Source organism: Paenibacillus sp. 7516, from assembly GCF_002272715.1.
GTDB lineage: Bacteria > Bacillota > Bacilli > Paenibacillales > Paenibacillaceae > Paenibacillus > Paenibacillus illinoisensis_A.
In genome coordinates this window covers 39,927-53,124 of the sequence record NZ_NPBI01000028.1, presented here as the reverse complement: position 1 = coordinate 53,124, position 13,198 = coordinate 39,927, and the positions used below count along the sequence as shown (strand labels likewise).

General features: G+C 48.8%; 15 protein-coding genes. 11 read left to right on the top strand and 4 right to left on the bottom strand.

What is annotated here, in order from left to right:
• The first annotated feature begins 150 nt into the window (after positions 1-150).
• Together CHI14_RS22820 and CHI14_RS22815 are read left to right on the top strand one after the other, a co-directional pair.
• Positions 151-1,014 carry a LysR family transcriptional regulator gene (locus CHI14_RS22820; protein WP_170948241.1) on the top strand — a complete coding sequence of 288 codons (864 nt, stop codon included), beginning with the start codon at positions 151-153 and terminating at the stop codon, positions 1,012-1,014.
• An 83-nt stretch (positions 1,015-1,097) separates the two neighbouring features.
• Entirely contained in the window at positions 1,098-2,519 is a 1,422-nt protein-coding gene (locus tag CHI14_RS22815; protein WP_249281212.1) for an erythromycin esterase family protein, read from the top strand.
• 124 nt (positions 2,520-2,643) lie between these two features.
• Here the strand turns inward: CHI14_RS22815 and CHI14_RS22810 are convergent, their stop codons facing one another.
• The 3 genes from CHI14_RS22810 to CHI14_RS22800 all read right to left on the bottom strand — a co-directional run bounded on the left by CHI14_RS22810 (position 2,644) and on the right by CHI14_RS22800 (position 6,281).
• Positions 2,644-3,750, bottom strand: coding sequence for a Glu/Leu/Phe/Val family dehydrogenase (locus CHI14_RS22810; RefSeq protein WP_095291585.1), 1,107 nt, complete (start codon positions 3,748-3,750; stop codon positions 2,644-2,646).
• Positions 3,751-3,903: 153 nt separating this feature from the next.
• Entirely contained in the window at positions 3,904-4,530 is a 627-nt protein-coding gene (cdaS, locus tag CHI14_RS22805) for a sporulation-specific diadenylate cyclase CdaS (protein WP_095291584.1), read from the bottom strand.
• Between the two features lie 179 nt (positions 4,531-4,709).
• Positions 4,710-6,281 (bottom strand): DUF6359 domain-containing protein, encoded by a 1,572-nt coding sequence (locus tag CHI14_RS22800; protein ID WP_095291582.1) that lies wholly within the window; start codon positions 6,279-6,281, stop codon positions 4,710-4,712.
• Positions 6,282-6,448: 167 nt separating this feature from the next.
• On the opposite strand from CHI14_RS22800, the gene CHI14_RS22795 reads away from it, so the two are divergent.
• From CHI14_RS22795 to CHI14_RS22790, 3 genes are all read left to right on the top strand, one after another.
• On the top strand, positions 6,449-6,745 hold the full coding sequence (locus CHI14_RS22795; protein ID WP_095291581.1) for a hypothetical protein: 297 nt from the start codon (positions 6,449-6,451) through the stop codon (positions 6,743-6,745).
• 147 nt (positions 6,746-6,892) lie between these two features.
• On the top strand, positions 6,893-7,048 hold the full coding sequence (locus tag CHI14_RS30200; RefSeq protein ID WP_170948240.1) for a hypothetical protein: 156 nt from the start codon (positions 6,893-6,895) through the stop codon (positions 7,046-7,048).
• A gap of 123 nt (positions 7,049-7,171) precedes the next feature.
• Entirely contained in the window at positions 7,172-7,720 is a 549-nt protein-coding gene (locus tag CHI14_RS22790; protein WP_095291579.1) for a GNAT family N-acetyltransferase, read from the top strand.
• A gap of 80 nt (positions 7,721-7,800) precedes the next feature.
• Here the strand turns inward: CHI14_RS22790 and CHI14_RS22785 are convergent, their stop codons facing one another.
• Entirely contained in the window at positions 7,801-8,574 is a 774-nt protein-coding gene (locus CHI14_RS22785) for a Crp/Fnr family transcriptional regulator (protein ID WP_249281211.1), read from the bottom strand.
• Between the two features lie 376 nt (positions 8,575-8,950).
• Here CHI14_RS22785 and CHI14_RS22780 point away from each other — a divergent pair, with 376 nt between their 5' ends.
• From CHI14_RS22780 to chrA, 6 genes are all read left to right on the top strand, one after another.
• Complete coding sequence (locus tag CHI14_RS22780; protein WP_095291577.1) at positions 8,951-9,427, top strand: GAF domain-containing protein; 477 nt, start codon at positions 8,951-8,953, stop codon at positions 9,425-9,427.
• 65 nt (positions 9,428-9,492) lie between these two features.
• Positions 9,493-10,143 (top strand): response regulator, encoded by a 651-nt coding sequence (locus tag CHI14_RS22775; protein ID WP_095291576.1) that lies wholly within the window; start codon positions 9,493-9,495, stop codon positions 10,141-10,143.
• Positions 10,136-11,245: a PAS domain-containing sensor histidine kinase gene (locus CHI14_RS22770; RefSeq protein ID WP_095291575.1), complete on the top strand. Its 1,110-nt coding sequence runs from the start codon at positions 10,136-10,138 to the stop codon at positions 11,243-11,245. The genes CHI14_RS22775 and CHI14_RS22770 overlap by 8 nt, the downstream gene beginning before the upstream one ends.
• A gap of 272 nt (positions 11,246-11,517) precedes the next feature.
• Complete coding sequence (chrS, locus tag CHI14_RS22765; RefSeq protein ID WP_095291574.1) at positions 11,518-12,012, top strand: chromate efflux transcriptional regulator ChrS; 495 nt, start codon at positions 11,518-11,520, stop codon at positions 12,010-12,012.
• Between the two features lie 12 nt (positions 12,013-12,024).
• Entirely contained in the window at positions 12,025-12,612 is a 588-nt protein-coding gene (gene chrB, locus CHI14_RS22760; RefSeq protein WP_095291572.1) for a chromate efflux transporter ChrB, read from the top strand.
• A gap of 3 nt (positions 12,613-12,615) precedes the next feature.
• Complete coding sequence (chrA, locus tag CHI14_RS22755) at positions 12,616-13,161, top strand: chromate efflux transporter ChrA (protein WP_095291571.1); 546 nt, start codon at positions 12,616-12,618, stop codon at positions 13,159-13,161.
• Positions 13,162-13,198 lie beyond the last annotated feature (37 nt).

Genomic DNA, 13,198 nt, shown 5'->3' with positions numbered 1-13,198 from the left:
TCATCGTAATTAAGGATATTGTAGGCTAGCTCAGACATATCGTAAAATGATTAAAATATATAGAAGTATCACTATGAGAGATATCTCATGTCCATTTATTTATTATTTGAAGAGTATTTGAAGAGATTCCAACAATCAGGAGGCAACCCCATGGAGTTATCCGATATCGATATCATTCTAGCCGTCGGACGGTCAGGTAAAATCTCGCAAGCCGCCAGAGAACTGAACTATGCCCAGTCTAATGTCACTACACGCATCAAAAAGCTGGAACAGGAGTATGAAGTACAACTGTTCAACCGATTCCACAAGGGCGTGGTACCCACAGCCAAAGGAGAACAGTTTATTAAATATGCCGAACGTATTCACAATCTGCTGCATGACCTGGAAGAGGATATGAAGGATGTTGGGGAGCCATCCGGTACATTAAAAATCGGAATCGTGGAGACGGCTGCTTCAAGCCGCTTCATGGAAATTCTGAACGAATACCAAATTACACATCCAAAGGTATCCATCTCGCTAGTGAACGCCACCGCTCCAAAAGTGCTTCGCCACAAAATACAGACGAATGAAATTGATGGCGCGTTTATCAGCGGGGCCTGTGTTAAAGAAGGGTTAAGAGTGGAATATGAAATGCAAGACACTGTGCATATTATTTCTAAACGAACGGAGACACCCATTGAGAGCCTGTGCCAGGTCTCATGGGTAGTGTTCCCTCAGGGCTGCCCCTACCGTGAAATTACGGAAATGTTTTTAGAGAAAGAAGGGCTATCTGCGCGAAATATGATTGAAGTGAGTACGATGGAGAACTTGCTCAGCTGTGTAGAATCAGGCATTGCATATACGATTATGCCTTGCAGTGTGATCCATAAGAACCCGGATGCGTACACTGTACATGATCTGGCTGAGCAGTTTACCCATACCACAACAACCTTTGTACGTGGGGAGGGGCGGTATGTCAGTACCGCATTGGATGAATTTATAAAGCTGCTGAATCAGAAATGCATTACGTTCTAAGATCCGCGTTATACTTTCTTTAGAATTAGCCCGTATCCTTGCGTTATGGATTCAACACAACATTCATACGGAGGATATATATCATGAACCTGAAACATCGTTTTATTCAAAAAACAGCCGTACTCGGCATGGCTATTGCCATGATTGCTGGCTCCGCTTCGGCAGCAGCCTCACCTATAGCTAAGGAGCAATGGGTGCAGGAGCATGCCCATGAGATCACATCCCTGACCTCGGACAACTACAGTGACCTTGCCTTTCTGAAGCCATTGCTGCAGGACAAGAAAGTAGTTAGCCTGGGAGAGAACTTTCACCGGGTTGCCGAATACAGTGCCATCAAAACGCGCATGATCAAATTTTTGCATGAAGAACTCGGCTATGATGTCATTGCCTTCGAATCCGGCATGGGGGATGCAGCCGTTGCCTATGAACAAGGAGCAAACCTGACGCCTGCCCAGATGATGGAGCTGTCCATTTTCCCGATCTGGCACTCGCAGGAGACACTCGGCCTCTACGAATACATTCAGGAGCAGAGCAAGACGGATCATCCACTGATTCTGGCAGGATATGATATGCAGTTTACGACCGGGTACTTAACCCAATTTATCAGTGACTGGATTAGCAGTCTGGATCCTGCCAGAGGCAAGCAGTTCTATGCGTTTGAGATGCAGGGCATCACGGATTTGTATACCGTCCTTAACAAATATGGTATCGACAGCGACAACAATCCCGAATTCAAGGCGGCCATCCATCAAGTGAAGGATGCTTATGCCCCGCAGTACGAGGAATTAGTTCAATGGGTCACCGAGCATAAGCAGGAACTCGTAAAGTCCTTACCGGACAACCCGAAACTGGCTGACATGATGATCCGTGTGCTGAAGGACCGGAGCAAATTTATCGAGATGGCTGCTTACGACACTCGGGAGAGTTACGAATTCCGCGACCGTGCCATGGCCGATAATCTGGAGTGGCTAATGGACGTCATGTACCCAGGTAAAAAATTCATTCTTTGGGCTCACAATGACCATCTCGCCAAGAGCACATCGACCATTCTCAATCCTCCAATCGGAGAAATTAACGGGAACTCCGGGTTGTGGCAATCCAGCTTCAAAAGCATGGGCGAAATGATGCATGAGAAGCTGCAGGATGACATGTATGTAATCGGGCTTTATATGAATGAAGGACAAGCGAGCGAGATTTCCACAGGCCAAACGTTTGATATCTCTCCGATGCCTCGCGGTAGTCTGGAATATACCTTAATGAAATCCGGCTACCGTAATACATACATTGATCTCTCCGAAGCCAAAGACGCTGCAGGTGCTGCAGCCTGGTTGTCCCGCCCGGTCTTTGCAGCAGAGGATGGCATGGTGGATGAAGTCATTCATCCGATGTCAATGAACTTCATTCCCACTGAACAATATGATGGCATTCTGTTAATCGATAAAGTCAAAGCACCAACGACCACCTACAAAGGCGGCTTCAAGGATCAAATGCAGCAGCAAAAGTAACCCAAAACGCTGTTAAAAGGTTAACCTATCAAAAAGGAGGCAGACATTCCTTTCGGGAATACCTGCCTCCTTGGCTATCTTAAATGCATTCTGCCTGTATGAATCTCATGGATTCCTTCTGAACTTACCCACGCAGTCGGCGAGCACTCAGTGCGTGATGACCTTGCTGCAGGAAGGTGCTGCGTGTATTCTTCATCAGCTCAATTCGGCGTTCAGCCAAACGATCTGCGGCAATATACGTTGCAATGCCTTCGGTACGGGAGGTTTCGAAAATTTTCTCCAAACTGGTGTAAATTTCTCCGATTTTGCTCCACGCACGCTCCGAGTTATAACCATTCAATTCGTCCGCGATGTTGATGACTCCGCCTGCATTAATCACGTAATCCGGAGCATAAACGATACCTCTCTCATGTAAAATATCGCCATGACGTGGTTCCAGCAGCTGGTTGTTGGCGCAGCCTGCAACCACTTTGGCTTTGAGCGTTTTGAGTGTATCGTCATTAATTGTTCCGCCTAGAGCACATGGTGCATAGATGTCACATTCAACGCCGGTAATCTCTCCCGGATCAACAGCCGTTGCCCCGAACCGGTCCACTGCTTGCTTCACGGAATCCTTATGAATATCCGTCACAATCAAGCGGGCACCTTCCTCGTATAAATACTTGCACAGACTCATGGCTACATTGCCGACACCTTGAACGGCAACGATTTTGCCTTCCAGCAGATCCGTGCCAAAGGCCTCTTTGGCCGCTGCCTTCATCCCCCGGTACACTCCCCAGGCCGTAGCAGGAGATGGGTTCCCGGACGACCCGTAGCTTGGCGATATGCCTGTTACATAATCCGTTTCCTGATAAATCAGGTTCATGTCTTCCTCCGAGGTCCCCACGTCTTCTGCAGTTACATATCGCCCATTCAGACCTTGAATGTATCTGCCGAATGCACGGAACATCGCTTCATTCTTGTCGCGGCGCGGGTCGCCGATAATCACAGCTTTACCGCCGCCAAGATTCAAGCCGGATACGGCATTTTTATATGTCATCCCCCGCGAAAGGCGCAGTGCGTCTTCTATAGCAGCCTCTTCAGAAGCATATGTCCACATCCGAGTACCGCCGAGTGCAGGGCCGAGTGTTGTATCGTGAATGGCGATGATCGCCTTTAACCCGGAAGCTTTGTCCTGACACAGGACCAGTTCCTCATAATCATGCTGCTCCATTACTTCAAACCAACTCATGTTTAACCGTCTCCTCCAACCATTTTTGCAAGTAATCCACAAGGCTTCTGTATTTTTGCCATCCTCTATTGTACCTAGATAATCTCAGAATGTGCAAAATCACATCACGATGTAAGACGAATACGAAGCTAGGAAGCCTCCTACCGCCTATCGTTAATGAATGGTCTCAACGACATTTATGGGATGCAAATCCCCGTCCACGGCAAAAGAAGCTTGTCCCGTTTCCTCGGAAACAACCAGTACAACGGCATCTGTCAATTCACTTAGCCCCAGAGCGGCACGGTGGCGTGTACCCATTTTACGTTCCCCTGCTGCAGCCTGGGACAATGGGAGGACATTGCCTGCGGAGACAATCTGGTTGCCGCGGACCAGAACTGCCCCATCATGCAGCGGTGCACCGGGGATAAAAAGGGATTCAAGCAGCGCATGGGTCACTCGCGCATCCACAGCAACACCCGAATGAATTATAGGTTCAAGAGGGATTTCACGTTCTATAACGATAAGAGCACCATATCTGCGATCAGACAGATGCTGTACACTTGCCGTCAGCTCAGCGAATTTTTCAGTAAAGGGAGACAGGTAACAATCCAGATAAAAGGAAGAGGCGAGCACCTCAATCTGCTTGATCTCGGTACGAATCTCAGCGAATTGCGCGAGCAGACAGACACTGTCATTGTCAAAACGGGTCAGTGTCCGATTCATGCGATCCGCTACACGATGCAAATCTTCCTTCAGCCTCTGTCTCATGGTCGAACTGTCACAGTCTGCTTGCCGGGTCATTATTTACCGCCTCTCCTTCTGGATTGATGCCAACATAGTTAACCTATACGTTTCCCGCGGTACGATTCATTTATACCGATCAGAGCCTTGTCATGTTTCAGCAAATAGGAAAAGCCTGTTTGCAACGTTAGCGTCACAAACAGGCTTCAGACAGCCAAGCAGCTCCTTAAGATTCTACCTTAAGGTGTAACGGCGCCATAAGAACCTTTCTTAAACGTCGTTGGATCGTACCATTTATATCCTGCAGCCGGAGCAGACCATGGCTCAAGCTGTGGTTCTGTGGAGTTTGCCGGAGTCTCTATGGCAAGCAGGCTCGTCGGTGTGTCCAATGTCAGGCCAGATACCTGCGACAGACTCGTATAGCTTTCTTTTACCGCAAGCCATTTTACAGTGTTGACCAGGAACGTACCATCGTCCACTTCCTTGAATCCGTCATAGGTTTTCTTGGAGGCTCCTGTTTCTTCTCGCAAATATTTCGGAGTCGCATCTTCCACCGGTGAGGAATCGCCGATAAATGCGGCTTTGCCTGCGCCTACCTTGGCAATGGCCGCATATGCGCCTTCAGCACGCCCACCGCCATTGTACACGCCCTGATCCACGGCGCTGCTCCATTTGGATACGCCGCTTGGCACATAAACCAATCCCTTGGCTTTGTTAGGATCAATGATGGCCAAGGTAGATCCGGCATGCATCGCCACCGCATTGACACCGCTTGTAATTCCAAATGACTGTGATGGAGCCACAATATCAGTGGCATTGACGTCACCCAGTGCATTGTAGCGGAAACGGATGCCGAAGTTGCTTGCCAGCCAGTCAGAGCTTGTAACTCCCTGCATCGCTGGAGATTCGGCTTCTGCCGAGGACATGCCTTTGGCCGGGTTCAGGAATGCTCCACGGCGGTATCCGTTAAACACCTCGGAGGAATCCCAGCGGTTTTTGTTTCGGTCTGCATTATAGTGATCGGAGATGAAAAAGACGCTGCCCCCGTTCTGTACGTATTGCAGCAGGGCAGCCTGCTCCGTTGCTTTAAACGGCACGTTGGCTTCGCCGATGACGAAGACATCATAATCTTTTAACGTATTGTACGTGATGGCCTGCTCACCAAAAGTATACGGGATGCTGCGCTCAAGCTGATCCACGGCAAAGCCTGCGTTTCGAAGCCCGTTCGCGAAGTCTGAAAATGCCCCATCAATGATCCAGTCCGCTGCCCCAGCTGTTTGGGCATGGGTATTATCGAACAACACCTTCTTGCCTGTACCATCAGGCAGTGTCGTCCCTGGGCCCGGTTCCGGGTCAGGATTGGTTGTTCCGGTAGAGAGTGTAATGGAGGTTGGGTTCTTGAGTCCTGCATAGCTGTTGTATGCACCAAGTGTTCCGGTTACGATGACCTTTTTGCCGACAAGGCTCGGATTGGAAGCAAGTCCATACTGTGAGCGGAATGAAGAGGAAACTTGTACGTCCAACAATTTGGCGTTGGCCTTCTCTGACGGAGAATCCGCAATCAGGAAGTTATAATCATTGGCGTAAGGAGATGTAAACTTGGCTGTAAGAGAGCCGGTAGCATGTCCAACAATATAACCCTCTACCGTCGCCGTTCCTCCACCACTCTGAGCAGCTATAGCCTGCGATACAGTAAGCGGTGCTGCCGCAGCCTGTACCGGACCCTGTGAACCTGGCCCCAGCAGTGCTGTTGCCGTCAGAATGAAAATTAGGAATGCCCCGATCCAGTGCTGCCATAACGCCTTCTTCATGTTCTCCTTCTCCTCCTCGGATTTACCTTTTAATGGGTTGTCCACTTTAATTTAATCCTTCACATGATGAATTCCTCTTTGTTTATGTAAAATTTTTGAAAAAAGTTTGCTCCGTTGCCCAACTGCCCATACTGTTTACCAAAAGCATGATAAAGGAGACATGTACCATGAGATTCCTATTTTTGCTGCTTCTAATCATTGTCCCGATAGTGATGGTCTTTCTAGCTCTTCGTTCCCGAACGGTCATTAAGTTATTTCATGCTCTGGCTCTTATATGTTTCTATAGTGCTGCCACGGTCATTGCCGGAGATGTATATGCCACCAATGCACATATGACTACATTTACAACCGAAATTCATCATTTTCTGCTGAATGGCTGGTTCCTCTATCCGTCGGCTTATTTGGGCGTGTACATTCCGTTTCTGTTATGGATAAGTCTTTTTTCGAAAAAAAATAATGGTTAATTGGTTTCTCAACATTGCTTTTTCGCTGTGTTCGTAGCATAATACATGTATACGTGATAATGATTATCATTCTTGAGGTTGTCTCTTATTCACAATTGAAATTTACATGAATTATCGATCATATAGCTAAAGGGGAACGAACATCAAATGAATACAACACTGCAAAAGACTTCACTGCAGCTTGACGATTATCTGGATCTTCTGAACCTGGCCATCACCTTGGGTGATACGAAGTGGCAGAAGGAAATCGTCCGCAAATTGGCTTATACTTATCCTGCAGTTCCATGCAAACAACCACAATAACACCTTTTCAATAACTCATGAGGGATTCAGATCTGAATCGGCTTCATGAGTTATTTTTTTGTTTTAATAATCCAATCGATACAGGTAAAATGAACTTAATTATCGCCCAGGGGAGTGAATGGCATGTTAGCAGAGACAGAACGACTGATTTTACGAGAGATTGACTTGGATGACTGGGAAAGCATACATACGTATACCATTTCACCTGAAGTAACCAAGTACACAGCTTGGGGACCCAACACAGAACAAGATACAACGGCTTACATCGAACAGGTTCTGCAATCGCAACAGGAACAGCCCAGGTCCCAATTCGACCTTGCTGTCTGCCTGAAAACAGATGGAACACTAGTTGGCAGCGTTGGCATATACACGGAGGGAACCAATGCGGAGATGGGTTATGTGATGAATCCACAGTATCAGGGTAGAGGCTATGCGGCCGAGGCAAGTCATGCGCTGCTGGGTTTGGGCTTCAACACCCTTGGTGTACATCGGATCTACGCCAAATGCCGGCCTAATAACAAGGCATCCGAGCGAGTCATGCAGAAGATCGGCATGGAGTACGAAGGCCTGATGCGGGAGCATTGGTTCTACAAGGGAGCATACCACGATTCGTTGGTCTATTCGATCCTCGCCAGGGAATATGCTCAACTCCAAAAAGCTGATATCGGTTAATACCGATATCAGCTTTTTCATCTCCGTAACGACCCCAATCGCCAGTGAAGATTGATCTGTGATCCATGACTATGGTGAGACTAAAGGCGGCATAACTCTGCTGGACAGCTCGGGAACGTAGGACACCCACACATGCAGCGCAATGCGGCTAGATCGCGAATCATCAGTTTGCCATCCAGTGTGTCCAGTGTACCCTGTTCTTTCCAGGCCCCCAGCATCCGTGTAACACTCTCCCGAGTAGCTCCAATCATCTCCGCAAGCTCCGTATGGTTCAGCTTCATCTCAAGTACGATCCCCTCAGGAGTGATTTTGCCATACGAGTTGCTGGCACGGATCAGTGTCGAAGCCAAAGCCCCAGCCTTGCCATAGAGCAGCAGATCCCGGAAACGCGATTGGGTAATCCGCTGTGAAAGTGCCATCCATTGCAGGAATTTCAAGGCAAGGTCCCCATGTTTGCTAAGCACGCTTTCCAGATCACTGAGCGAGATGATCGCGAGTTCGCCTTTCTCCGTCATCTCTGCACTGTAGCTGTGATTCTGGCCGCCAATGCCACCAAATTCCCCGATCAGGTCCCCTTTTTGCTGAATCGACAAAATGATTTCCTTGCCATCTTCCGTCGATTTGGTCATTTTCACGCGTCCCGAACGAATGTAGTACAGATATCCGGCTTCATCGCCTTCCAGAAAGAGACTATACCCCGACTTCACCCGTTTGGGCTGCATTTTGTCCTCAATCCAGGCCCACTGTTCAGCTGTTACGAACGAAAGTATTCCACCTGTCTCTCGTGTCATTTTGCTTCCCTCCGTTTTACGTTCTGTCGCTTGGGTTGTTCTTTCTGTAAATATCGTACCCATCCCTATCGTCCCCCTCGTGTTTCCTTATGAATCTATCTTATCGCGAAACCGGCATGAACGTTATCGGGGGATTACCTGAACCTGGCTGAGAAATCCCCTGAATTTGCTGTGAGAAAAGTCACATCCTATGAAGGCATACGCATGTTGTCATATGGTAAAGTTCTTACTGTGTAAGGATTGTGGACCGTACGTTAACCAAGATCAGTAATTTGCAGAACCGAAATCGGGGAATTCCCTGAATTACAACTCAGACGAATGGGACTACAATAGAACTACCGTATAAACTTATATTTCAGGACACCTTGGTCGAAGGTTAAACATATCCATGTCACCGAGTCTAATCTAATGGTGTAATTCCACAAAGGAAGTGTCTCTCATGCACGATGAACTCCCTTCCGGCATTCAGGAGATGATTAATAAACTGCGCCTGAACACATCCACCGATTTTTGCGGACTGGCCTATCTCTCGGGGTCCATGCTGCGCTGGAAGTACACTTCCGGTGCAACCAATGATCGCGTTACACGGATGGCGATGCGTCCCGGACAAGATCTTGTGGGCACTGCTCTACGGACAGGCCGCACGTCCCTGTCGGATGAAGGTACTACAAAAGCCAGTACACCTGGCCGTTGTCCGTTGATGATCGCAGAGCGGCTGCTATGTGCCATCGCTGTGCCTGTGTTTCTGGAGAGCAGCGTCCCTGGTGCCGTGCTGCTTGTTGGCAGCAGGCAGCCATGTACGTTCTCACCGGGCACGGTCAGGAAAGCAGAGCTAGCGGCCAGAGCAGCTGCAGCGAGCCATTCACAGATAAGCAGGCCAGGCGTAAGCCATGAAGAAAAGCTATTCAGAGATTAAACCTCTGGGTGGCTTTTTTTGGTATCATGAAGACAGAACCAAGAAGCGGACAGGGGGAATATATAGTGATTCAACTATTGGTTGTGGATGATCATGTTGTTGTGCGTTCCGGGCTGATCGCCCTGCTCGACGGCAAGAATGATATTCGGATCGTGGGGGATGCAGCAGATGGTGACGAGGCCATTGCCAAGGCACAGGAATTGAAACCGGATGTGGTATTGATGGATTTCAGCATGCCGCCAGGCAAGGACGGGTTGACTGCTACCGCAGAATTGAAAAAGTTAATGCCTGACGTGTCCATTTTAATTCTGACCATGCATGATGATGAAGAGTATCTGTTCCGTGCAATCCATGCCGGAGCTTCAGGATATATTCTCAAAAGCGCGCCGCATGAGGAACTGCTGGCAGCCATTCGCTCTGTAGCAGAGGGCAGTGCGTATCTGTATCCCAGCGCCACCAAACGGCTGATGAGTGAATACCTGGACAAATCCAAACAGGAAAACGCCGGGCCGTATGACACACTTTCCGAACGGGAGAAAGAGATCTTGTCCTGGATCGCCAAGGGTTATGCCAACAAGGAAATTGCCGAGCACCTGGTCATCAGCGTCAAAACGGTCGAATCCCACAAAAGCAATCTAATGGATAAGCTGGGCCTGCGGACCAGACCAGAACTCGTCAAGTTTGCCATGAAAAAGGGGTTGCTGAACTTTGAGTAGCGCACGAGAGAACAGACTTACCGGACTGGCCGAGCAGCCTGTACTGCAGCTGCTGGATGAACTGGACAATCATATCACCGATGATGAATTCCGCAGCAGGCTGAAAGGTTCGCTGCATCAGCTAAGCGATCTGAAGTTTGCATTGGATGAATCCTCCATCGTTGCCCTCACGGATCGTAAAGGGAAGATACAGTATGTGAACGATAAATTCTGCGAAATTTCACAATATGACCGGGAAGAATTGATCGGCCAGGACCACCGGATTATCAATTCGGGATACCACGGTAAAACGTTCATGAAAACCCTGTGGGAAACCATCTCTTCAGGGCGAGTATGGAACGGAGAGATTCGTAACCGTGCGAAGGATGGCAGCCACTACTGGGTGAATACAACGATTGTGCCTTTTCTCGACAATGACGGAGAACCATATCAATACCTGGCAGTACGCAGCGAAGTGACGAAGCTGAAACGGGTCGAAGCTGAATTGCAGACGATGATGACCCAGGTCATGAACATTCAGGAAGAGGAGCGCCGCCGGATATCCCGTGAGCTGCATGACGGAATCGGACAGAGTCTCTTCTCGCTCGTGATTCAGATCGATCAGCTGCTGGCTGACAAGCCTCATTCCGGCGTGGAAGCGCTGCGTAAGCAAGTCACGGGGATTATGGAAGAAGTCCGTGGCATGGCCTGGGAACTCAGACCTTCCGTGCTGGATGATCTGGGCGTCGTTCCGGCCATCCGGACTTACATTGAGAACTACACCCGCCACTACGGTATTGAAGTCGATCTGGAATGCAACCTGCGCAGACGGCTGGAGATGAATCGGGAGATCGCCATGTACCGGATTATCCAGGAGGCACTTACCAATGTCGCCAAGTATGCCGATGTAGCCGAAGCACAGGTGACGGTGGAAGATTCCCAGGAGGGCACCATCGTAACGATTTCGGACCAAGGTGCCGGATTCAATGTACAAACAGCAGGTCAGGGCGTCGGACTGTTCAGCATGGAAGAACGTGCTCGTGGAGCAGGAGGAACGTTAACGTTATCGTCTGAGCCTGGTGAGGGTACAAGCATTACGTTTCACCTTCCCAGAGGTATATAGAATGGAACGAATGTGTGCTAGTCCTACACGCATAATCTACAATTTAAAGAAAGAGAGCTGCTCGCGGTTTTATTCCAAGAGCGGCCTCTTTGCGTTCAAATTTTGGTGCCAATGACAAAATGAAAGCCTGGAATCGGATAAATTTAATATAATGGATAAATAGGTTGACTCCAATTACGATTCGTCATTAGAATATGATTGCTGCATGCAATATGCATTCTTGTAGGTTTACATTTTATACTCCATATAGAGAACGAAAAGGATGATCAATCATGTCAGATAAACGCTCCTCTAAAGGAGGAGAAATCCCGCAAATGTACAACCTGGACGCGATCGATCGGAAAATCATAGCCGCCCTGCATCAGAACAGCCGTATATCCTATACGGATCTGGGCGCACAGATTGGACTGTCACGTGTAGCGGTTCAGGCTCGCATCAATGCTTTATCCGAAAAAGGCATTATTGAACGTTTCACGGTTGTTATTAACCCGGGTAAGGTTGGGCTTCAGGTCTCTGCCTTTTTTAATGTAGATGTGGAGCCGCCCTTCCTTGATGAAGTGGCCGAGAGACTGGACGAGGAACCGGCGGTCACCAGTCTCTATCATATGACGGGCCCAAGCACACTGCACATGCACGGCATTTTTGCGGACATGGAAGAGATGGAGCAGTTCCTGCTGGAGAAGCTCTATAAGATGCCTGGCATTGTGAAGGTCGAATCACAGTTGTTATTGAAACGATATAAAAGCCGAATGGGCATGAGACTGTAGGAGGACAACAGCATGAGTTGGAAAGATTACACCGGTCTCGTTACGGGTATGGTACGAACCGGGATATTGGGTTATGGCGGTGGTCCTTCGGTTATTCCGTTGATTCGTTATGAAGCAGTCACCCGTTATCAATGGGTTAGTGATGAGGAATTCGGCGAAATTTTGGCCATAGCCAATGCCCTGCCTGGTCCGATTGCAACCAAGATGGCTGCTTACCTCGGTTACAAAACCAAAGGCGTGCTCGGCGCCATCGTGTCCGTGCTGGCACACATTTTGCCCACGAGCATCGCCATCATCGCCCTGCTTGGCTCCATGTATGCACTGCGTGAGTCGAAGATCGTAGCAGGCATGGTAGCTGCTGTGCGCCCCGTGATCTTTGTGATGCTGGGCATGATGGCTTATGAATTCGCCAAAAAAGCATGGTCCGGACTCGGAAAAACCTTTGCCGCCCTGTTTGGTGTTATTGCGTTTGTGTTATTGCAGCTGCTGAATATTCATCCAGGCATTGTTATTGCCGTCTTCCTGGGTTATGGCGTATTCCACCTGGATCTGGTTCAGCGCTACAAGTCCAAGCGCAGCACCGACAAGGAGGTGTCCTAAACGATGCTTCAAACATGGTGGGAATTGTTTTGGGGATTTTTCGTAGCCAATATTTTGGGATACGGGGGCGGTCCTGCTTCCATCCCGCTCATGCAGGAAGAAGTGGTGAACCATTATCAGTGGATGACCACAGAGCAATTCGGCGATGTGCTCGCCATCGGGAATGCGCTCCCTGGTCCAATCGCTACCAAGATTGCCGCATTTGTCGGTTATCAGGTGGCCGGCTGGTTCGGAGCGTTTATCGCCAGTTTTGCCACGATTGTACCTTCTGCAGCCGCGCTGATTCTGCTGCTTCGTTTGCTTAACAAGCATCGGACATCGCCCAAAGTCAAAGGAATGACGCTGCTTGTGCAGCCAGTCATTGCGGTGCTTATGATTCTGCTCACGTGGGAATTTGGCCAAGTATCCACCGATTCCATCGGGATCTGGCAGACACTGATCATTGCAGGGATCTCCTTATGGGTCATGACCAAGACCAAGCTGCATCCAGCTATTTTAATTGTTATCGCTTTTGCTTATGGTGCCTTGGTTCTGTCTCATACGATGTAATCCGTTGATGTAGAAAATATAGTTGTTTATACCCAAA

Coding starts and splice junctions, on each gene's coding strand:
- CHI14_RS22820 (WP_170948241.1), top strand. CDS start 151: ATGGAGTTATCCGATATCGATATCATTCTAGCCGTCGGACGGTCAGGT.
- CHI14_RS22815 (WP_249281212.1), top strand. CDS start 1,098: ATGAACCTGAAACATCGTTTTATTCAAAAAACAGCCGTACTCGGCATG.
- CHI14_RS22810 (WP_095291585.1), bottom strand. CDS start 3,750: ATGAGTTGGTTTGAAGTAATGGAGCAGCATGATTATGAGGAACTGGTC.
- cdaS (WP_095291584.1), bottom strand. CDS start 4,530: ATGACCCGGCAAGCAGACTGTGACAGTTCGACCATGAGACAGAGGCTG.
- CHI14_RS22800 (WP_095291582.1), bottom strand. CDS start 6,281: ATGAAGAAGGCGTTATGGCAGCACTGGATCGGGGCATTCCTAATTTTC.
- CHI14_RS22795 (WP_095291581.1), top strand. CDS start 6,449: ATGAGATTCCTATTTTTGCTGCTTCTAATCATTGTCCCGATAGTGATG.
- CHI14_RS30200 (WP_170948240.1), top strand. CDS start 6,893: ATGAATACAACACTGCAAAAGACTTCACTGCAGCTTGACGATTATCTG.
- CHI14_RS22790 (WP_095291579.1), top strand. CDS start 7,172: ATGTTAGCAGAGACAGAACGACTGATTTTACGAGAGATTGACTTGGAT.
- CHI14_RS22785 (WP_249281211.1), bottom strand. CDS start 8,574: ATGGGTACGATATTTACAGAAAGAACAACCCAAGCGACAGAACGTAAA.
- CHI14_RS22780 (WP_095291577.1), top strand. CDS start 8,951: ATGCACGATGAACTCCCTTCCGGCATTCAGGAGATGATTAATAAACTG.
- chrS (WP_095291574.1), top strand. CDS start 11,518: ATGTCAGATAAACGCTCCTCTAAAGGAGGAGAAATCCCGCAAATGTAC.
- chrB (WP_095291572.1), top strand. CDS start 12,025: ATGAGTTGGAAAGATTACACCGGTCTCGTTACGGGTATGGTACGAACC.
- chrA (WP_095291571.1), top strand. CDS start 12,616: ATGCTTCAAACATGGTGGGAATTGTTTTGGGGATTTTTCGTAGCCAAT.